Here is a 19887-nt window from a genome sequence, read left to right on the forward strand (position 1 = left end):
GGCACAGCCCATTGGCCTGGAAACCCGTGCTGTGCCGCCGGTCCGGTCACCCAACCCCTCATATGAGAGGAGGGCACCTCTGATGGTGCCAGTACCCGACCCGGCCTGGTTCACCGACCGGATCACCGAAGTCCGCACGGAACTCGCCCGCGCCGACAGCAAAGCGTCCACGTTGATGGCCGTCGCCGGTGCAGCGGTGACGGTCGGCGTGGCGATCCTGGCCCGCACCGACCTGCCCGGCCCCGCCCTGGCCGCCGGGGCCGCCACCGTCGCGCTGGTCGGTACGGCGGTGGCACTGCTCGCGGGTGCGGTGCGGCCGTGCCTGGGCGGTGGTCACGGCCTGGTCCGCTACGCCGGCACCGCGCCGGGGGACCTGATGACCGAGGCCACCGCCCCGCCACTGACCGCCGCCGCCGAACGCGCGCACCACCTCGTATGGCTGTCCCGCACAGCAGTCCGCAAGTACCGGCGGGTTCGTACCGCTGTGGATCTGCTGCTGGCCGGCCTGGCCGGCACCGCGCTCACTGCCCTGCTCGCCACCCTCGCCTGATCACGAAGGAGTCGTTCGTGTCGAACACCAACCCGCCGTCGGGTCGCACGCTGTTCTCCGGTGCGGATTCCCTGACGGACAACCATGCTCTGATCGAGTGGTGCGAGAGCACCCGCCGCATTCTGCACGCCGCCGCCCTGGAACTCGGCATCACCGCCAGCGAGCTGGACGCCCGACTGCGGCGGGTCGGCGGTGGAGCCGTCATCGTCGGTGGCCTGACCGCGCGGGCGCGTGCCCGGCAGGTTGCCAAGCCCATCCAGCAGGCCAGTGAGGCTCTGGTGATCGCGAGTCAGTACGTGATCACGGCGAACAACCGGTTCGTCACGGCCTACATGCCCGAGTTGGAGCAGGTCGGCTACCGGGGCACCCGCCGCCCCGACTTCAAGTTCACCGCCTAACCAGGAAGGAGAGATCATGAAGTCACGGATGCCGAAGAACGGCGGGTTCTCCGACCCGTCCGGGCTGGCCGCTGTGCACACGGTGCGGCTGCCGCTGTGGCCCTACCTGGTCACCCCGACCGGGTCGGTTGGCTTGGCCGTCGCTACCGGCCTGGCCCACTGGCGGTGGGGCGACCAACCCACCACCGTCGGCGCTGCCGCCGCCGGCCTGACCCTCGCCGGCACGGCGCTGACGTCGTTGACGTGGCGGGCCGCCGCCGCCCGGGGCATCGTCCGCCGCGCCGTCGCCACCACCACCTGCGTGGCCGGATCGGTGTGGGCGATCGGCGCGACCATCGCCGGCCCGTGGGCGTCGCCCTGGTCGGACATGTGGCTCATCGGCGCACCCACAGCGAGCATCGCCATGGCGGTGGTGCGGGTGCTGCGCAACGGCGACGGCGACGACCCCGCCACCGCCGGGGGCGGACTGGCCGAAGCCGTCAAGAGCCTCCGCAACGCCAGCGTCGCCCGACCCACCATCAAGGGCGCAAAGGCCGCAGCAGCGGTAACCCTGGAAGCGGGTACGTCGGTGCGGGAACTCGCCAACGACCGTGCCGCCCTCGCCTCCGCACTCGACGTGCCGGAAACGGCGGTGCGGGTCATCCCCGACCCGGACTCCGCCCGACGCGGGAGGGTCGAAGTCGTCCCCGTCGACCAACTCCGCGCCATGGTCCCCTGGCCCGGCCTGTCCGCCCCCGGCCGATCCATCGCCGAACCGATCGTGCTGGGGGTGATGGAAGACGGCGAACCGCTGACCCTGTGGCTGCCGGGTGACCACGCGGCGGGGCGCAACGCGGCGCACTTCCTGATCGTGGGCATGTCCGGCGCGGGCAAAACCGAGGTCATCCTCAACATCGCCGCCGAAGTCATTTCCCGCACCGACGCGGAACTGTGGCTGGCCGACCCCCGCAAGTTCGACCAACTCCCCGCATGGGCCATCCAGGGTGCCGCCCGGACCGCCGGGACCGAGGACGACACGAACGAACTGCTGGAAGACCTGTACACCGACATCACCGGTAGGGCCAGGCAGATCGGCGCACACGGCCACAAGCAGTGGACCAAGGGCTGCCGGAAGTGCCCCCGCTACCGCGTCGCCATCATCGACGAAGCCTCCCAAGTCGCCGCCGGCAACCCTCTGGTCACGGAGTTGACCGAGGCCGCGCGGTCCGCCGGTATCAGCCTGGTGTTCGGGTTGCAGCGGGCATCCCACGACCGGTTCCCCACCTCGGCCCGAGCGAACATCCCCGGGTCGATCTGCCTCGGCGTCGAGAAGGACGTTGACGCGGGCATGGCCCTGTCCGAGGCCACCCTCGATGCCGGGGCGATGCCGTGGGCATGGAAGAACACCAAGCCGGGCTACCTCTACGCCGAGGTCCCCGGCACCGACACCACCCGCTGGTCGATGCCCTGCCGCAGCTACGTCGCCAACGAAGACCACCGCGCCGACGCCGTCGCGCCGCACCTCGGCGGACAACCCACCACCCGCCCGGAACCGACGCGACCGGCACCCCACCCCCGCCCGCAGCCGACCCCGACCGACGACGACGGCAGCGACCACGACGACGAACCCAACCAGGCCGTCAACCCCCACGACCCACCCGACAACGTCGACCCCGCCGAACCGATCCGCATCCCACCCGGCATGCCCCGCATCCCCCTCGGACTCCGCCAACCGGCCATGAGCACCGATGAGGCATACGAGCACCTGCGCGGGCACCTGCACGACCTACACGACGCTGGCGTCAACGTCGTGCGGCCCGGGGACCTCGGTGACGTCATCGCCGCCACCGGCCTATCCGGCGACTGGGTACGCAAGGCACTCGGCCGACTCTCCACCGGCCCCGACGCCATGCTCCGCAAGACCGACCGGGGCACCTACAAGATCCGCATCCCCGAACCGGCATAACCCACCGTCACCACACCCCGGGGTCGTCCGGACGGTCCGGACTGTCCGGACGACCCCGCCAGGGTCCACGTAGGAAGCCGTCCGGACGGCCTCATCCGGACCGTCCGGACGGCCGCCCACCACCCCACACCATCGCAGCCCGTAACCAACACTGCCCGCGCACACCCACCGGGAGAACCCCCCATGCTGACCATCACCGCGCTCATCCTCGGCGCGCTACTCGGCCTGATCCTCGGCGTTCCCCTCGGCCGCCGCGTCGAACGCGTCGCCTGGTACGCCGACGCCACCCTCGCCCGCGCCCGCATCACCGGATGGCTCCTGCGCGACCTCAGCGGCTGGCTCCTGGCCGTCGCGGTGGTCGTAGCCGCCGTCGTGTTCGTGCTCTGGACGCTGGTGCGGCCCCACCGCTAACAACTCAACGGCGCGCTTCGCGCTCTCACCACCGAATGGCCAGTGCCCGCCCGGCGCTGGCCATCGTCACGCCGCCCCCGGAAGGAGCGGCCATGCCCCCGCACGGCACCCGGTGCGGGCACTGGATCGGCGCTGAACAGCGCTTCTGCCACCGCCCCGATGGTGTCCGCCCCTACCTGCAAGGGCCACGGTGCCCGGCCCACACCCCGAATGCTCTCGCTGGGCGGCCCGAAGCCCTATCGACGTCCCTGAACGAACCCAAGAGGAGCGCCATGCCCGACACGTCTGCCCTGGTCGCCCCCGCCCTCACCTACGCCGCACGCGGGTGGCCCGTGTTCATGCTCGCCCGCTCGAAACGACCCGTCGCCAACTGCCCCACCTGCACCGCCGCCGGCCCCGACCACGACCAGGACACCTGCTCGTGCCTGACCTGCCACGGCTTCTACGCCGCCACCACCGACCCCGACCGGATCACTGCGATCGTGGCCGCCGTCCCCACCGGGCAACTCGCACTGCGCACCGGTGCCGCGTCCGGCACCGTCGTGGTCGACGTCGACCCCGCCCACGGCGGACGAGACACCATGAACACGCTCATCGCCGCCGGGCTGCTGCCGCCCACTGCCTACGTGGTCACCGGGTCGGGAGGGCTGCACCTGTACTACCGGCACCCCGGACGACCGGTGCAGTGCAGTCAGGGCAAGCCCGGACAGGGACTCGGCCCCGGCATCGACGTCAAGGCCGACGGCGGTTACGTGGTGCTGCCCCCGAGCGTGCACCCGCGCACGGGCCGCCCGTACCAGTGGGCGCCGCGCAGGGAGATGCAGGAGATGCCCCCCGCGCTGGTCGACGCCTGCCGACCGGCCCCGCCCTCACCGATTCCGGTCCCGGCGCACACGCCGACCAGCACCCGTGAGGCGGAGGGCATCTCCCATCCCGACCGGCTGTTGGCCGCGCACCTGCACGCGGTCGCCACCGCCCCACAAGGCACCCGTCGAACCACCCTCTACGGCGCAGCCCGAGGCATCGCTCGCATGGTCGCGGTCAACGCGATCAGCCACGACGACGCGATAGCCGCCCTCACCACCGCCGGCCACCAAGCCGAGCAGACCGACCGGGACATCCGCGCCGCCATCCGAGGTGGCTTCCGCGCCGAGGGACTCGCCGCATGACCAGCCAGCCGCACCGGCATGTGGTGACCTTCTCGGGAGGAATCACGAGCTGGGCTGTGGCCAGGAAAGTCGCGAACACCTATGGCACCGAGAATCTCACCCTGCTCTTCGCCGACACCCTGGTCGAAGACGACGACCTCTACCGGTTCATCGACCAGGCCGCCGCCGACATCGGCGTACCCATCACCCGGGTAGCCGACGGGCGCACCCCCTGGGAAGTGTTCGCCGACCAACGCATCATCGGAAACTCACTCATCGCCCCCTGCTCCAAGCTGCTCAAGCAAGTGCCTTCCCGACGGTGGCTTGAGCAGCACACCGACCCCGCTCACACGACCGTCTACGTCGGCATCGACTGGACCGAAACCCACAGGCTCCCCGCGATCGAAGCCGGCCACCGGCCCTGGCAGGTCAAAGCCCCCCTCTGCGACCCACCATTCAGCGACAAGAACGACCTTCTCAACGCCGCCCGCGCGGCGGGCATCACCCCACCCCGGCTCTACGAACTCGGCTTCGCGCACAACAACTGCGGCGGCGCATGCGTCCGCGCCGGCCACGCCCAATGGGCACACCTACTCAAGGTCTTCCCCGACCGGTACACCGCCAACGAAACCGCCGAACAACACCTACGCACCACCCTCGGCAAAAACGTCGCCATCCTGCGCGACCGCCGAGGCGGCACCGTACGCCCCCTCCCGCTTACCGACCTACGCCACCGCATCACCACCACCCGCGCCACCTCCGAAACCCCCTACGACCCCGACGACTGGGGCGGATGCGGCTGCTACACCACCACCGAGGAGACACCCATGCCACCAGCCGCACCCACCACAACCAGCAACCCCCCAACCGAACACCCGCCCACCGACGGCGCAGCAATTCTCGACCAGGTGCACGCCTGCCTCACCAAGTACGTGATCCTGCCGTCGGCGGAAGCCGCAGACGCGGTCACGCTGTGGATCGCCGCCAGCCACGCCCAACCCGCGTGGGCACACGCCCCACGCCTGGTCATCCGGGCACCCGAAAAGCGGTGCGGGAAGTCCCGACTGCTCGACGTCGTCGAGGCCACCTGCTACGCGCCCCTGATCACCGTCAACGCCAGCCCCGCCGCCGTCTACCGGGCCATCGGCAGCGACGACCCGCCCACCCTGCTCGTCGACGAAGCCGACACCATCTTCGGAGCCGCAGCTGAGGGCAATGAAGACCTACGCGGCCTGCTCAACGCCGGCCACCAACGCAACCGACCCGCGATCCGCTGGGACAACAACACCCGCAGCCTGGAGAAGATCCCCACCTTCGCCATGGCCGCACTCGCCGGCATCGGCGCGATGCCCGACACCATCGAAGACCGCGCCGTCGTCATCCGCATGCGCCGCCGCGCCCCCGGCGAGCAGGTCGCCCCCTACCGGCACCGCCGTGACGGCCCCGCCCTGCGCACCCTGGCCCGGACCCTCACCACCTGGCTACGCGCGAACCTGCCCACCCTCGAAGCCGCGGAACCACCCATGCCCGTCGAAGACCGCGCCGCCGACACCTGGGAACCCCTCGTCGCCGTCGCCGACCTGGCCGGCGGACCCTGGCCCGACCGGGCACGCCGCGCCTGCGAAACCCTCACCGCACTTCGCGACGGGGCAGCCGTTCCCTCCGACCGGATTCGGCTCCTGGCCGACTGCCGCGCCATCTTCCGCACCGCCGGAGTGCTCGACACCCAGAACCGTCCCGGCATCCCCAGCAGCATCCTGCTGGACCATCTGCGAGCCGACGCCGAAGCGCCGTGGGCCGAGTACGGCAAGAGCGGCACCGGCCTCACCGCCATGAAACTCGGCCAACTCCTGGCCGAGTACGAGATCCGGTCCACGAACATCCGCTTCGGGCCACCCCACGGGCAGGTCAAGGGCTACTACCAAGCCGACTTCACCGACGCCTGGCAGCGCTACTGCCCCGGCCCCGAAGCCCTACCCCCACCGGAGGCGTCCCAGCCGTCCCAGCCGTCCCCGCCCAGCTCAGCCCCGGGACGGGTCATACCCCTGGGACGGCTCAAGCCGTCCCACACCACCACTGCCCAGCCCACCGCTGGGACGGCTTAAGCCGTCCCAGCCCCCAAGCCGTCCCAGCCCTGACCTGCAACGGGACGGCTGGGACGGCTGGGACGGCTACCCCGGGCAACCCCGACCGCCCAGCGACATACCGACCTCCACACCGAGGAAGGACAGCCAACCGTGACCAGCCGACCGAAGCGCACCACCCCCACCGGCAACCTGCTCACCCTCGCCGAAGTTCTGGACGAACTCCGCGTGCCCCGGTCGACCTTCTTCCGCTGGAAGGCCACCGGCCGCGCCCCCCGAACCATCAAGTACCCCAACGGCAGCCTCTACGTCCGCCGCCGCGACCTGGACAACTGGATCGACGACCACGAGGAGGCCGCTTGAGCAGCAGCTATGACGTGCGGTTGTGGAGCATCCTTCCGAACCGCAGCCAGAAGAAGCCCAGCTACTCCGTTCGCTGGTTCGTGGCGAAGAAGCCGTTCCGGAAGACCTACGCGACGCGAGCGCTTGCGGAGAGCTTCCGCGCCAAGCTGATCGTTGCGCAGCGGGAGGGTGTCGCATTCGATGAGGTCAGCGGCCTGCCCGAGCCAATGGCGCGAGCACTAAACACCCGATCGTGGTTCGACCACGCCGTAGCCTACGTCGACATGAAGTGGCCTCGCGCGTCGGCCAAGCACCGCAAGGGCATCGCCGAGACGCTGGCCACCGTCACCCCGGCACTGCTCTCGACCGACCGGGGCGTGCCCAGCCACAAGGCGCTACGGGCCGCACTCTACGGATGGGTGTTCAACAAGGCACGCCGAGACGCCGGGGAACCACCCGCCGACCTCGCCACCGCCGTGCGCTGGCTCAAAGCCAACACCGTCAACCTGTCCGCGCTCGCCGACGCCGCGTTGGTGCGGAAGGCGCTCGACACGCTTGCCCTGCGGATGGATGGTGCCGCCGCGTCGGCCAGCACGATCGCCCGTAAGCGGGCTGTCTTCTCCGGGGCGCTGAAGTACGCCGTTGAGCTGCGGCTACTCGACGTGCACCCGATGTCCCTGGTGAGCTGGACCGCACCGAAGACGGCCGATGAGATCGACCGGGGGGCGGTGGTGAATCCCGATCAGGCGCGAGCGCTGCTCGCCGAGGTGGGACGCTCCGTGCCCGAGCTGGAAGCGTTCTTCGGATGCATGTACTACGCCGCCCTGCGCCCCGAGGAGGTGCTTCACCTGCGGGAAGACGAGTACGAGCGGCCCGCCCAGCGCGGGGGGTGGGGCGTCCTGCACCTCACCGGCTCCACAGTGGCCGTAGGCCGCGACTGGGGCGACGGAGACGACACCACCGAAGACCGAGAGCTGAAGCACCGCGCCAAGGCAGCCACGCGGGACGTTCCGGTGCCGCCGCCGCTCGTGCGGCTACTCGACCACCACGTCAAGGAGTACCCGCCCGGATCGAACGGCAAGCTGTTCGTGACCCGGCGCGGCCCCGGTGGGCGATACGTGCCTACCGCCGGCCAGCCGATCCCGAACAACACCTACGGGAAGGCGTGGCGCGATGCGCGGGCAAAGGTGCTCACCCCGGCTCAGCAGCGCTCCCCGCTGGCCCGCCGGCCGTACGACCTGCGGCACGCTGCCGTGTCGCTCTGGCTCAATGCGGGGGTGCCGGCTACCCAGGTCGCCGAGTGGGCCGGGCACAGTGTGAACGTCCTCATGCGGGTCTACGCGAAGTGCGTCTACGGCCAGGAGGAAGCCGCCCGCCGCCGGATCGAGGCTGCGCTAGGAGGTGCGGAAAACGCCGACGCGAATACGACGCGACCGGCGAGATTGAGCGGGTCAGAGCAGGACTGAGTGAGACTCACGAAAGCGGCCCCTGACCGGCGTTCTCGCTGGTCAGGGGCCGCTTTGTGCACCTGGTGGCGGGTAGAGGATTCGAACCTCTGTAGCTTTCGCGACGGATTTACAGTCCGCTCCCATTGGCCGCTCGGGCAACCCGCCAGGGCACACCGCCGCGTCGTAACGCGGCAGCGGAGCAAGGATAGCGGTCGCCCCCCGGGGCGTGGCAACCGGGTACCGTCAGAGGGTCGTGGGGCTGGTCAGCACCGCGACGACCCTGACAGACCGCCGGACAAGCAGGAGCATCAGCATGGCAGCGAACCCGTCGTTCGACATCGTGAGCAAGGTCGACCGGCAGGAGGTCGACAACGCCCTTCGCCAGACGGAGAAGGAGCTTGCCCAGCGGTTCGACTTCCGTGGCACCGGCGCCGAGATCTCCTGGTCGGGTGAGGAGGCGATCAGCCTCCAGGCCGAGACCGAGGAGCGGGTCAGCGCCGCCCTGGACGTGTTCAAGGAGAAGCTGGTCAAGCGGAACATCTCGTTGAAGTCCCTGGACGCCGGTGACCCACGCGCCTCGGGCAAGGTCTACAAGATCGACGCCAAGGTGATCCAGGGCATCGAGTCGGAGAAGGCCAAGGCGATCAGCAAGAAGATCCGCGACGAGGGCCCGAAGGGTGTCCAGGCGCAGATCCAGGGCGACCAACTCCGGGTCACCGGCAAGAAGAAGGACGACCTCCAGACCGTCATCTCGCTGCTCAAGGGCGAGGACTTCGGGGTGGCCCTCCAGTTCACCAACTACCGCTGACCCGGTAGGCGCACCGCGCGTCGGGCGGCCGTCCCTGTGGGGGACGGCCGCCCGACTCGAACGCGGCGGCCGCGACGCCGCGTACCCCCGAGGGGCGCGCACGATGGTCAGACCGTGACGGGGTGTTCGGCGCGGGTGGCGGCGGCCTCGGCGCGGGCGATCGGGCCGCCGGGCAGCGCCGCGACCCCGGCCCCGACGCCGACCGCCCCGGCGGCGAAGAGGAACGCCCAGGGCACCCCGCCGGCGTGGTCGACGATCAGGCCGGCGACCGCGCCGCCGGCCGCGCTCGCCGCCACCGACATGGTCACCACCCAGGTGTACGCCTCGTTGAGCATGCCCGTCGGGGTGATCCGCCCGACCAGGGTGTTCTCCAGGGTCAGCGCGGGGGCGATGGTGGCTCCGCCGATCACCAGGGCGATGCCGAGGGACACCGGGCCGGGCATCACCGCGAAGATCGCCAGGGTGCCGGCCACCGCCGCGAGCAGCCAGGCGAACTGGCGGGTCATGTTGGCCGCCGGGCGGCGTACCCCGAACCAGAAACCGCCCACGGCGCTGCCCACCCCCCAGACGGCGAGCAGCAGGCCGGCCAGGCTCTGCGGGTCGTCGGTGGGCTGGTTGCCGGCGAACGCCGGCACGATCACGCCGGCCGCGCCGAACGCGATGCCGAGGCTCGCCACGCAGACCAGCAGCGCCGGGAACCCGCCGACCCGCAGCGGGCCGAGGCCCCGGGCGTGGTGCTCGCGGGCGTGCGGACGCCAGGCGCGCATCACCCGACCCAGCGCCACCCCGCCGGTGCCGACCAGGGTCACCACGGCCGCGCCGACCAGTGCGGCGGCGGCGTCGGCCAGCAGGACGAACGCGGCCACCAGCAGCGGGCCGAGCACGAAGACGACCTCGAACAAGGACGTCTCGGCGGCCAGCGCGGTGTTGCGGAGCTGGTAGCGGCCGGTCGCCGGGGCGGTCAGGTCGTTCCAGGCACCCCGGATGGCGGCGGTCAGCGGCGGGTAGGTGGCCCCGGCCAGCCCGGCCGCCAGGTAGATCAGGGGCAGGTCGGCGTTCTCGGCGCGACTGGCCCCGAGCAGCGCGAACAGGGCCAGCGGGTGCGCCACGGCGGTGACCAGCAGCACCGGGGTGGGCCCGACCCGGTCGGCGATCCGGCCGGCGACCGGGCTGAGCGCGGCACCGGACAGCGCGTAGATACCGCCGGCCACGGCGGCGAGGGAGTACCGCCCGGTGACCTGCTCCACGACCAGCAGCAACGCCAGCGGGGTCATGCCGATGCCGAGCCGGCCGACGACGCCGAGGAGCAGCAGCAGGGGGGCGCCGGGAATCCGCCAGACGCCCAGGTACTGGCGCAGTGCGGACACGGCACACCTCCCAGGAGACGATCAGGTAACGACTCAGGACCCTGTAGACCCTAACGCCGCAGGTCGTTCCGGGAATGGTCGATTCACTCACATCCGGGGCCGCTGACCGGGTGGCGGCGAGAGGGTAACTTGCTGATCGACCCAGATACATACACCGCTGGATCGCCCCCGATGTCGTAGGAGGTCCAATGGTCGGCACGACGACCGAACGCCGCCGGCCCGGCCCGGCGTCCCGGGGCAGCCGCCGCCGGGCAGCTTCCCCGGTGCTCCGCGAGAGCACCAGTCACCAGCAGAACGGGGTCGAGGAAGCGGACCCGACGACCTGATGACCGACGCCGACGAGCGGCTCTCACCGCCCCCCGGTTACCTGGCCCTGTTCCGGCATCCGGTCGCCTCCCGCCTGGTCACCGCCCGGGGGGTGTCCGAGCTGGGTGACTTCGTGGGGCTGGCCGCGCTGCTGCTGCTCGCGTACGACCAGACCCAGTCGGTCCTCGGGCCGGCCGCCGTGTACGCCGCCCGCGCCCTGCCCGCCCTGCTGGTCGCCACGGTGTTCAGCGGCTGGCTGGACGTGCCGGCCCGCCGTACCCTGCTGGTCTGGCTCTCGGTGGCGGGCGCGGTGCTGATCGCCGTCCCCCTCGCGGCGCCCCGGCCGGTGCCGGCGATCGTCGCGGCCGGTCTGCTCGGCGCGGTCCGGGCCGCCTACTCCAGCGTGAACGTGGCGGTCGCCGCCGAGTCGGTGGACGCCCCGCTGCGGTTGCCGCTGTTCGGGCTGTCGGCGTTCGCCAACCAGGTCGGCCAGGTGGTGGGGCTGCTCGCCGGGGCGAGCATCACCGTGGCCCTCGGCCCCCGGGTGGCGCTCCTGATCGACCTGGTCTCGTTCCTCGTCGCGGCGGTGGTGCTGGCCGGTCTGCCGACCGGGCAGCAGCGGCGGCGCGGGCCGCGCCCGCCGGCCACCGCCGGCCTGCGGACGATCGTCGGGCACCCGGTGCTGCGCGGTGTGGCCCTGCTCACCCTCGCCACGGTGCTCTCCGGCGCGCTACCGGAGACCCTCGCCCCGGATCTCGCCGCAGGGGCGTGGCGGCCGGTGGTGCTGGCCTCCTCCGCGCTGGGCGGCGCGGTCTTCGTGCTGGCATTGGGGCGGGGCACCTGGCTGGGCCGGCTGGCCGGGCAGGTCACCGTGGCCGCCGCCCTGGCCGGGGCGCTGCTGCTGGCCGCCCTGCTGGTCGCCACGCACGCCCCGGTGTGGGCACTGGCCTGCGCCAACGCGCTGATCGGCGCGGGCGGCGGGTGGCTGATCGGCGCGCAGGCCACCTTCGCCCGGCTGGCCCCGGTGGAACGGATGGGGCAGGTGGAGGCGACCATCGTGGCCGCCAACATCGTCGTCGCCGGCTGTGGGATCTTCCTGCTCGGGTCGGCCGCCGCGCTGTTCGGGCCGGCCGTGGCCTATTTGCTGGCCGGGGTGCTGCTCCTGGTCGTGGTGCTGCTGACCCGCCCCGACCGGCTGCCGGCCGACGCCGGCCCGCACCCGACCGGCCCGACCCCCTGACCCGTGGACACGACCGTGCCCGCGTCCGGAACCTGGACGCGGGCACGGTGTCGGTCGGGGTCAGCGCTGGAACTGCACCGGGCCGGTGTTGCGGGCCATCTGCTCCAGCCGGGCCACCCGCTCCTCCATCCGGGGGTGGGTGGAGAAGAGCGCGGCGATACCGCCACCCCGCTTGAACGGGTTGTCGATCATCAGGTGGGCGGTGCTGGTGAGCTGGCCCTGGGCGGGCAGGGGCCGGGCCTGGGTACCCAGGTGGATCTTGCGGAGGGCGCTGGCCAGGGCCAACGGGTCCCGGGTGAGCTGTGCGCCCGACGCGTCGGCCTGGAACTCCCGGCTCCGGCTGATCGCCAACTGGATCACGGTGGCCGCGATCGGACCGAGGATGATGGTGAGCAGCAGCACGGCCGGGTTCGGGCCGTCCTCGTCGTTGCTGCCGCCCAGCGGGATGAAGAACGCCAGGTTCGCCAGCATGGTGATGATGCCGGCCAGCCCGGCCGCCACGCTGGAGATCAGGATGTCCCGGTTGTAGACGTGGGACAGCTCGTGGCCGATCACCCCGCGCAGCTCACGGTAGTCGAGGATCTCGGTGATCCCCTGGGTGACGCAGACCGCCGCGTTGGCCGGGTTACGACCGGTCGCGAACGCGTTGGGCTGCGAGGTGGGGCTCACGTACAGCCGGGGCATCGGCTGACGGGCCTCGGTGGCCAGCTCACGCACCATCCGGTACAGCTCGGGGAACTGCGCCTCGCTGACCGGTTGCGCCCGCATCGAGCGCAACGCGAGCTTGTCGGAGAAGAAGTAGGTCACGCCGTTCATCAGCAACGAGACGACGACGGCGACGACGAGGCCACCGCTCCCACCGAACCAGTAGCCGACCGCGAGGATCAGCGAGGTCAGCAGGCCCAGCAGCGCTGCGGTCTTCAGACGGTTGTGATGCACGATCGCTCCTTCGGTGCGCGGGTCGCGCGGGACCCGCTGACCGGTACAACGTCACCGGTACCCGTCAACCATCCAGCTCATGACTGGCAGTTGACTGACAGAAGCTGGGAACCCGCTGAACGGACCGGACACCGGGGACGACCCGGGACACCAGGTCGGCGGGCCGCCGTGCCACCTGGGACGGCCGCCTCAGCGGGAGGCGAGGTCCAGCACCAGCTGGGGGGCGAAGCCGATCACCACGGCCAGCGTGGTCGCCCCGGCCAGCGCCACGGAGACCGGCCAGGCCACCCGGCCGGGCGTCACCCCGGGCTCGACCCCGACGGGCGCGGCCGGTTGTCCGGTTCGGGCGGGGACGCCCGTCGCGTCCGGCTCCCCGGCAGGGCCAGGAGCGGTCGGGTCGGCGTACAGGGTGGCGGCGAGGCGCAGGTAGTAGCCCAGCCCGATGACCGCGTTCAGCGCCACCACCACGGCCAGCCAGCCGGCCCCGCCGTCCAGCACCGCCCGCACCACCGTCACCTTGGCGAACAACCCCGCCAGCCCGGGCGGCAGGCCGGCCAGCCCGACCAGGGCCAACGCGAACGCCGCCCCGGCCCACGGCCGCCGCCGGCCCACCCCACGCAGGTCCGCCACCGCGCCGCCGTCCGCACCGGCCGGACGCAGCGCCACCAGCGCCGCGAACGCCGCCAGCTCCACCACCACGAAGAAGACCGCGTACGCCACCGCAGCGGCGTACGCGCCGGCCCGGACGTCGTCGGCCCGGCCGGCGGTCGACGCCAGCACCCCCAGCGGCGCCAGGATGTACCCGGCCTGGGCCACCGACGACCAGGCGAGCAACCGGACGGTACGCCGCTGGCGCAGCGCCACCAGGTTGCCCACGGTCATGGTGAGCACCGCCAGCAGGGCCAGCACCGGGCCGGTCACCTCGGCCGGCAGCGCCCGCTGCACCACCGCCAGCAGGGCCACCACCCCGCCCAGCTTCGACGCGGTGGACAGGTAGGCCGCCACCGGCAGCGGTGCCCCGTCATAGGTCGCCGGCGCCCAGGCGTGGAACGGCACCGCCGCCACCTTGAAGGCCAGCCCGAGCACCACCAGCGCCACCGCCGCCGGGACCAGCGGCACGTCGGGCGCGTCGGCCAGCAGCCCGCCGAGCCGGTCCAGGTGCAGACCGCCGGTCGCCGCGTAGAGCAGGGCCGCGCCGAGCAGGGTGACCGACGTGGCCACCACGCTCACCACGAAGAAGGTGACCGCCGCCTCGGCGCTGGCCAGGCTGCCCCGACGCAGGCCCACCAGCACGTACAGCGGCAGGGTCAGGGTCTCCAGGGCGACGATCAGGGTGATCAGGTCACCGGCCGCGCCCAGCACCACGCCGCCGGTCATCGAGCAGGCCAGCAGGAAGCAGTACTCGCCGACGGGCGTCGGACCGTCCCGTAGCAGCGGCCCGGAGAGCCCGAGCACGCCCAGGGTGAGCAGGGCGAAAACCCCGGCGACCAGGGCCGCCCGGCCGTCGAACACCCACGAGCAGTCGGCACCCGCACAGAAGGTCCGCCGGGTGCCGGCCGCGCCGACCACCACCGCACCGACCCCGGTGGCGACGACGCCCGCGCAGGCCACGGCCACCGTCGCGCCGGCCCGGCCGACCAGCAGATCCGCCAGCAGCACGAGTACGGCGGTGCCGGCCGCCAGGTACGCCGGCAGCAACGCCACGTTGTCGACGCTCTGCACGAGACTCACGGGGCGGACCTTTCGTTCGCGACTGCGGGGCTCCGCTGCGCTGCACTCCTCGCGCTCATTGGAGCACCGCCACGAGGGCGTCCACCGGGCCGGTGGCGTAGCCGAGGACCAGGGTGGGTGCCAGGCCGACGGCGAGGGCGAGCAGGACCAGCGGGACCCAGGCGGTCAGCTCCGCCCCGGCCAGGGCGGGGGTGAACCGGCCCACCGCCGGGCTGGGCCGACCGTGGGTGACCCGGCGCAGCAACCGCAGGAAGTACGCGGCGGTGAGCGCCCCGCCGACCGCCGCCAGCACCGCCAGCGTGGTCCACAGCGGCCCGCCCCGCTCGACGGCCGCGACCACCGCGAACGCCTCACCCCAGAACCCGGCCAGGCCGGGCAGGCCGAGCGAGGCGACCGCCGCGAAGCCGAGCAGACCGGCCAGCCGGGGCGCGGTCTCCCGTAGCCCGGACAGCTCGGCCAGCGCCCCCGTGTGGGCCCGGTCCTTGACCGCCCCGGCGAGGAAGAACAGCAGCCCGGTGATCACCCCGTGCGCCACGTTGCCGATCAGCGCCGCCTGGATGCCGGTGGCGGTCAGCGTCGCCACCCCGAGCAGCACGAACCCCATGTGTCCGACGCTGGAGTAGGCGATCAGCCGTTTCAGGTCGTCCTGGGCCAGACAGACCAGGGAGCCGACGAGGATCGCCGCGACGGCCAGCACCCCGAGGATCGGCGCGGCCCAGCGGGCACCCTCCGGGGCCACCCCGACGGCGACCCGGATCAGGCCGTACGTGCCCATCTTGAGCAGGACCCCGGCGAGGATGACGCTGCCGACGGTGGGTGCCTGGGTGTGTGCGTCGGGCAGCCAGGTGTGCAGCGGCCAGAGCGGGGCCTTCACCGCGAACGCCAACCCGAGCAGGGCGAACGCGGTCAACTGGGTGCCCCGGGACAGCCCCGCCCCGCCGGTCAGCGCGACGATGTCGGCGGTGCCGGCGGCGGCCACCACCACGAACACGCCGACCAGCAGCAGCACCGAGCCGAAGAGCGTGTAGAGGGCGAACTTGCGGGCCGCCGCGCGGGCCGCGTCGCGCGCCGGCAGATCATCACCGGTGCCGCCCCAGCCGGCGATGATCGCGTACATCGGCAGCAGGACGACCTCGAAGAAGACGAAGAAGAGCACCAGGTCGAGGGCGAGGAAGGTGCCCAGGATGCCCACCTCGACCACCAGCAGCAACGCCACCAACGCCCGGCCGCTCCCCCGGCCCTCGGGCACCCGGCGCACCGTGTAGCCGCAGCAGAGCAGGGTGAGCAGGGCGGTGAGCACCCCCAGCGGCCAGGAGATGCCGTCCACCCCGAGGTGGAAACGCAGGTCGAGGCCGGGCACCCAGGGCAGGTCGACCTCGTGCCAGGGCTGCACGGCGGGTGCCGGGCCGTACCCGAACCAGCCGTGGTCGCCGAGCACCAGCAGCGCCGCCCCGACCAGGGTCAGGCCGGCGACCGCCGTACCGAGCAGCCGGGCCGTCCTCTCCCCGGGGAGCACGGCGACCAGCGCCGCCCCCACCGCCGGCAACACCAGCACCGCGACCAGCAGCACCTGCCCAACCGTCACCGGGCCCACCTCTCGTTCGCGACTGCGGGGCTCCGCTGCGCTGCACTCCTCGCGCTCATGAGGAGACTCCGATCAGGGCGGCGGCGAGGCCGATCAGCAGGGCACCGGCCAGCACCGCCGCCGTCGCGCGGGGCAGCGCCGCCCGGTGCAGCGCGGCCAGCCCGGCACCGAGGGTGGAGGCGCCCCGGCCGATCCCCTCCACCAGGCCGTCCACCCCGACCTCGTCACCGGTACGGGTCACCCGGGCGAGCGCGGTCGTGGGGCGTACCACGAGGGTGTGTTGCAGGTCGTCGAGGCGGAAGGCGCGGGCGAACACCGGCCGCAGCGGACCCAGCGCGTGGGCCGGATCGGCGGCCGGGTCCCGCCGCCAGCCGGCCCAGGCCAGCCCCGCCCCGACCAGCAGCAGCGCGAGCGGTAGCAGTACCGCCGGGGCGAGGTGGACCAGGTCGACGTCGGTGGCGGTGCCCCGCAGCCGGTCGGTGAACGGCGGCCAGAACGCGGCCAGCCCGAGCAGCGCGGCCGGGACGGCCAGCAGCAGCACCGGCCAGCGCATCGCCGCCGGCGGGTCGTGCGGGTGCAGCAGCGGTAGCCGGGGCTCGCCGAAGAAGGCGCGCAGCAGCAGCCGGGTGGCGTACGCGGCGGTGAGCAGCACCCCGAGCAGCCCGGCCAGCCAGACCAGCCAGCCGACCCAGGTCGGGGCGGGACCGGTGCCGTCGAGCGCGGCGGCCTCGGCGGCGGCGAGCACACCGTCCTTGCTCCAGAAGCCGGACAGCGGCGGCACGCCGGCCAGCGCGCCCAAACCGATCAGGGTGCACCAGAAGGTGACAGGCATGCTGCGCCGCAACCCGCCCATCCGGGACAGCAGGGTGGTGCCGACGGCGTGGATCACCGCGCCGGCGGCGAGGAACAGCAGCGCCTTGAATGCGGCGTGGGTGAGCAGGTGGAACAGTGCGGCGGCCGGGGCACCGACGGCGAGCGCACCGGTCATGTAGCCGAGCTGGGAGACCGTCGACCAGGCGAGTACCCGCTTCAGGTCGTCCTGGGCGGTGGCGGCGAGCGCGCCGAGCAGCAGGGTGATCGAGGCGAGTACGCCGAGCACCGCCAGCGCTACCGGGGCCCCGGTGAACAGCGGGTAGAGCCGGGTCACCGCGTACACCCCGGCGGCGACCATGGTCGCGGCGTGGATCAGCGCGGAGATCGGCGTCGGGCCGGCCATCGCGTCCGGCAGCCAGGTGTGCAGCGGGAACTGGGCGCTCTTGCCGGCCACTCCGGCGAGCAGCAGCAGGCAGGCGGCGGCCAGCGTGCCGGTGGCATGGTCGTGGGCGAGCACGTCGGCGATCCGGAAACTACCGGCGGAGACGCCGAGCAGCGCGATGCCGAGCAGGAACCCGACGTCACCCACCCGGGTGACCAGGAACGCCTTCATCGCGGCGGCCGGCGCCTCGGGCAGCTGGCGGTCGTGGGCGATCAGCAGGTACGAGCAGAGGCCCATCACCTCCCAGCCGACCAGCAGCAGGATCAGGTCGCCGCTGACCACCACCAGCAGCATCGCGGCGGTGAACAGGCTGATCTGCGCGGCGTAGGGGGGATAGCGGTGGTCCACCTCGACGTCGTCGTGTGGTCCGCGCCGCAGGTAGGCCACCGAGTAGACCTGTACCGCCAGCGCCACCGCCGTCACGGCGACGGCGACCAGCGCGGCGACGCCGTCCAGCCGCACCCCGAGGGTGACCCGCAGCCCGCCGAGGTCGATCCAGGTGGTGCTGGTCTCCACCGGGTCGCCGACCCGTACCAGCAGCAGCACCGCGACCAGCAGCGCGCCGGCCGCGCCGGCCACCCCGAGGCCGATCGCCGCCCGCCGGGCAGTGCCCTCCCCGGTGGTCGCGCCCTGCGGTGCCGGCGGCAGCAGCAACCCGAGCAACCCGGCAACCAGGGGTACGACCGGCAGCGCCGCCCCGAGCAGCCCGGTCACCGCCCGGCCTCCGCCCGTGCGCCGGCCGACCCGGCCACGACGTCACCGGTCGAACCGGCGCGGTCGCCGGCCGGCTCGGTCAGCGGCACGTCGTCGACGGTGACGCTGGCCCGCAGCCGGTAGAGCTGGAGCACGATGGCCAGCCCGACGCCGATCTCGGCGGCGGCCAGGACGATCACGAACAGTGCGAAGACCTGCCCGGAGTGCGGCAGGACCGCCCGCACGGTGGTGTCGGCGGTGACCAGGATCAGGTTGACCGCGTTGAGCATCAGCTCCACCGCCATCAGCACCAGCACCGCGTTGCGTCGCCGCAGTACGCCGTAGACGCCCAGGCCGAACAGCAGCGCGGCCGTGACGTACGGGATGACCGGCCTCACCGGACACCGCCCCCGGTGGTGGGATCGGGGCGGGACGACGCGGGGGCGGCGTCGGGGTGGCGGCCGATGTCGGGGCGGGACAGGATGACCGCGCCGACCAGGGCGGCCAGCAGCAGCACCGACAGCACCTCGAACGGCAGCACCCAGGAGCGGAAAACCTGCTCGCCGATGCCCTCGGCGGTGCCCGCCGCCGGCAGCTCCACCGTCGACCAGCGGAACGCGTCGACCAGCAACGCCGTCAGGCCCAGCCCGGTGCCCGCCCCGATCAGCGCGGCCGGCCAGCCCGGCCGGTCCAGGTCGTCGGACGCCCCGATCGGGGCCCGGGTCAGCATCACCGCGAACAGCAGCAGCACCACCACCGCGCCCACGTAGATCAGCACCTGCACCCAGGCGACCAGTTCCGCGGTGAGCACCAGGTAGTCGCCGGCCAGCGCGCCCAGGCAGAGCACCAGGTAGAGGCCGGCCCGGACCAGGTGTTTCGTGGCGACCACCAGCACCCCCGACCCGACCGCCACCGCGCCCAGGGCGAGCAGCAGCACGTCCGCACCGGTCACCGGGGAGCACCTCCGTCGTCGGTGGGGCCGGGCTCGGGGACGGCCGGTCCGACGCCGGGAGCAGGCGGGGTGGCGGGGCCGGGCTCGGGGCGTACCACGGTGGGGCGGGCGGCGGAGCTGGTCGGGGCGGCGGCCTTGCGCGCGGCGGTGGTCTCCTCCTTGGCCGGCTCGCCGTGCGGGTCGTGCGCGGGCGGCGGCGGCACCGTGGCCATCCACTGGCCGAGGTGGTCCCGGTCGTGCAGCAGGTCCTTGATGTCGTACTCGGCGTACTCGAACTCGGGCGACCAGTAGAGGGCGTCGAACGGGCAGACCTCGATGCAGATGCCGCAGTACATGCAGAGCGAGAAGTCGATGTCGAACTTGTCGAGGACGTTGCGCTGGCGGGGACGGGCCGCGCCGGCCACCGCCACCTCCTCCTTGTGCGAGTCGATGTAGATGCACCAGTCGGGGCACTCGCGGGCGCAGAGCATGCAGACCGTGCAGTTCTCGGTCAGCAGCGCGATCACGCCCCGGGAGCGGGGCGGTAACTCGGGGGCGACGTCCGGGTACTGCTGGGTGTGCGACCGGCGGGTCATCGTCTTCAACGTGACCGCCAGCCCCTTCACCAGCCCGCCGCCGGTGCCCCCGCCGTGCTCGCTCACCGTGTCGCCCCGATTCGCTCGCTCATGGGGTCATCCTGCCCTGT

Annotated in this window: 18 protein-coding genes, 1 tRNA gene and 2 pseudogenes; 12 read left to right on the forward strand and 9 right to left on the reverse strand. The window is 72.7% G+C overall.

The window, feature by feature from the left end:
- Positions 1–82 precede the first annotated feature (82 nt).
- From ACN268_RS18195 to ACN268_RS18235, 9 genes and pseudogenes are all read left to right on the forward strand, one after another.
- Positions 83–550 (forward strand): Pycsar system effector family protein, encoded by a 468-nt coding sequence (locus tag ACN268_RS18195; protein ID WP_421484210.1) that lies wholly within the window; start codon positions 83–85, stop codon positions 548–550.
- Between the two features lie 17 nt (positions 551–567).
- A complete protein-coding gene (locus ACN268_RS18200; RefSeq protein WP_421484211.1) occupies positions 568–948 on the forward strand; it encodes a hypothetical protein in 381 nt (126 codons plus the stop codon).
- Between the two features lie 16 nt (positions 949–964).
- On the forward strand, positions 965–2893 hold the full coding sequence (locus ACN268_RS18205) for a conjugal transfer protein TraB (protein WP_421484212.1): 1929 nt from the start codon (positions 965–967) through the stop codon (positions 2891–2893).
- A gap of 183 nt (positions 2894–3076) precedes the next feature.
- Positions 3077–3304, forward strand: a complete 228-nt coding sequence (locus ACN268_RS18210; protein WP_421484214.1) for a hypothetical protein — start codon at positions 3077–3079, stop codon at positions 3302–3304.
- Positions 3305–3576: 272 nt separating this feature from the next.
- Complete coding sequence (locus tag ACN268_RS18215; protein WP_421484216.1) at positions 3577–4473, forward strand: bifunctional DNA primase/polymerase; 897 nt, start codon at positions 3577–3579, stop codon at positions 4471–4473.
- Positions 4470–4787: pseudogene (locus ACN268_RS18220) on the forward strand (phosphoadenosine phosphosulfate reductase family protein); the annotation flags it as partial. The gene ACN268_RS18215 and the pseudogene ACN268_RS18220, both read left to right, overlap by 4 nt.
- Positions 4788–5873: 1086 nt before the next feature.
- A pseudogene (locus ACN268_RS18225) lies at positions 5874–6557 on the forward strand (DUF3631 domain-containing protein); the annotation flags it as partial.
- Positions 6558–6689: 132 nt separating this feature from the next.
- Positions 6690–6899, forward strand: coding sequence for a helix-turn-helix transcriptional regulator (locus tag ACN268_RS18230; protein WP_282344959.1), 210 nt, complete (start codon positions 6690–6692; stop codon positions 6897–6899).
- On the forward strand, positions 6896–8344 hold the full coding sequence (locus ACN268_RS18235; protein ID WP_421484218.1) for a tyrosine-type recombinase/integrase: 1449 nt from the start codon (positions 6896–6898) through the stop codon (positions 8342–8344). Before ACN268_RS18230 ends, ACN268_RS18235 begins: the two co-directional genes overlap by 4 nt.
- 63 nt (positions 8345–8407) lie before the next feature.
- Here ACN268_RS18235 and ACN268_RS18240 read toward each other — a convergent pair.
- Positions 8408–8491: transfer RNA gene (locus tag ACN268_RS18240), tRNA-Tyr, on the reverse strand.
- 148 nt (positions 8492–8639) lie between these two features.
- Here ACN268_RS18240 and ACN268_RS18245 point away from each other — a divergent pair.
- Entirely contained in the window at positions 8640–9134 is a 495-nt protein-coding gene (locus ACN268_RS18245; RefSeq protein ID WP_204924838.1) for a YajQ family cyclic di-GMP-binding protein, read from the forward strand.
- A gap of 107 nt (positions 9135–9241) precedes the next feature.
- Here ACN268_RS18245 and ACN268_RS18250 read toward each other — a convergent pair whose 3' ends face one another.
- Positions 9242–10501 carry an MFS transporter gene (locus ACN268_RS18250; RefSeq protein WP_421484220.1) on the reverse strand — a complete coding sequence of 420 codons (1260 nt, stop codon included), beginning with the start codon at positions 10499–10501 and terminating at the stop codon, positions 9242–9244.
- Between the two features lie 188 nt (positions 10502–10689).
- Between ACN268_RS18250 and ACN268_RS18255 the strand changes: the two genes are divergently transcribed.
- Together ACN268_RS18255 and ACN268_RS18260 are read left to right on the forward strand one after the other, a co-directional pair.
- Entirely contained in the window at positions 10690–10827 is a 138-nt protein-coding gene (locus tag ACN268_RS18255; protein WP_421484221.1) for a hypothetical protein, read from the forward strand.
- Positions 10827–12047: a hypothetical protein gene (locus tag ACN268_RS18260; protein WP_421484222.1), complete on the forward strand. Its 1221-nt coding sequence runs from the start codon at positions 10827–10829 to the stop codon at positions 12045–12047. The genes ACN268_RS18255 and ACN268_RS18260 overlap by 1 nt, the downstream gene beginning before the upstream one ends.
- Before the next feature lie 60 nt (positions 12048–12107).
- Here the strand turns inward: ACN268_RS18260 and htpX are convergent, their stop codons facing one another.
- The 7 genes from htpX to ACN268_RS18295 form a co-directional block, all read right to left on the reverse strand.
- Positions 12108–12986 (reverse strand): zinc metalloprotease HtpX, encoded by an 879-nt coding sequence (gene htpX, locus ACN268_RS18265; protein ID WP_145921771.1) that lies wholly within the window; start codon positions 12984–12986, stop codon positions 12108–12110.
- 189 nt (positions 12987–13175) lie between these two features.
- A complete protein-coding gene (locus tag ACN268_RS18270) occupies positions 13176–14717 on the reverse strand; it encodes an NADH-quinone oxidoreductase subunit N (RefSeq protein WP_421484223.1) in 1542 nt (513 codons plus the stop codon).
- 55 nt (positions 14718–14772) lie between these two features.
- Positions 14773–16302, reverse strand: a complete 1530-nt coding sequence (locus ACN268_RS18275; protein WP_421484225.1) for a complex I subunit 4 family protein — start codon at positions 16300–16302, stop codon at positions 14773–14775.
- Positions 16303–16357: 55 nt separating this feature from the next.
- Positions 16358–18271 (reverse strand): NADH-quinone oxidoreductase subunit L, encoded by a 1914-nt coding sequence (locus tag ACN268_RS18280; protein WP_421484226.1) that lies wholly within the window; start codon positions 18269–18271, stop codon positions 16358–16360.
- Positions 18268–18648: an NADH-quinone oxidoreductase subunit NuoK gene (gene nuoK, locus ACN268_RS18285; protein ID WP_421484228.1), complete on the reverse strand. Its 381-nt coding sequence runs from the start codon at positions 18646–18648 to the stop codon at positions 18268–18270. Before nuoK ends, ACN268_RS18280 begins: the two co-directional genes overlap by 4 nt.
- Entirely contained in the window at positions 18645–19202 is a 558-nt protein-coding gene (locus tag ACN268_RS18290; RefSeq protein ID WP_421484229.1) for an NADH-quinone oxidoreductase subunit J, read from the reverse strand. The genes nuoK and ACN268_RS18290 overlap by 4 nt, the downstream gene beginning before the upstream one ends.
- The gene (locus tag ACN268_RS18295; protein WP_421484230.1) at positions 19199–19843 is read right to left on the reverse strand and encodes a NuoI/complex I 23 kDa subunit family protein; all 645 of its coding nucleotides are present in this window, start codon (positions 19841–19843) and stop codon (positions 19199–19201) included. Before ACN268_RS18295 ends, ACN268_RS18290 begins: the two co-directional genes overlap by 4 nt.
- Between the last annotated feature and the right edge of the window lie 44 nt (positions 19844–19887).

Origin of the sequence: Micromonospora sp. WMMD735 (genome assembly GCF_049178995.1) — a bacterium.
Lineage (GTDB): Bacteria > Actinomycetota > Actinomycetes > Mycobacteriales > Micromonosporaceae > Micromonospora > Micromonospora wenchangensis.

Excerpts from the sequence above, each read along its gene's own strand:
- ACN268_RS18215 (WP_421484216.1), top strand. The coding sequence starts at position 3,577 with ATGCCCGACACGTCTGCCCTGGTCGCCCCCGCCCTCACCTACGCCGCA.
- ACN268_RS18195 (WP_421484210.1), top strand. The coding sequence starts at position 83 with ATGGTGCCAGTACCCGACCCGGCCTGGTTCACCGACCGGATCACCGAA.
- ACN268_RS18245 (WP_204924838.1), top strand. The coding sequence starts at position 8,640 with ATGGCAGCGAACCCGTCGTTCGACATCGTGAGCAAGGTCGACCGGCAG.
- ACN268_RS18260 (WP_421484222.1), top strand. The coding sequence starts at position 10,827 with ATGACCGACGCCGACGAGCGGCTCTCACCGCCCCCCGGTTACCTGGCC.
- ACN268_RS18205 (WP_421484212.1), top strand. The coding sequence starts at position 965 with ATGAAGTCACGGATGCCGAAGAACGGCGGGTTCTCCGACCCGTCCGGG.
- ACN268_RS18210 (WP_421484214.1), top strand. The coding sequence starts at position 3,077 with ATGCTGACCATCACCGCGCTCATCCTCGGCGCGCTACTCGGCCTGATC.
- ACN268_RS18255 (WP_421484221.1), top strand. The coding sequence starts at position 10,690 with ATGGTCGGCACGACGACCGAACGCCGCCGGCCCGGCCCGGCGTCCCGG.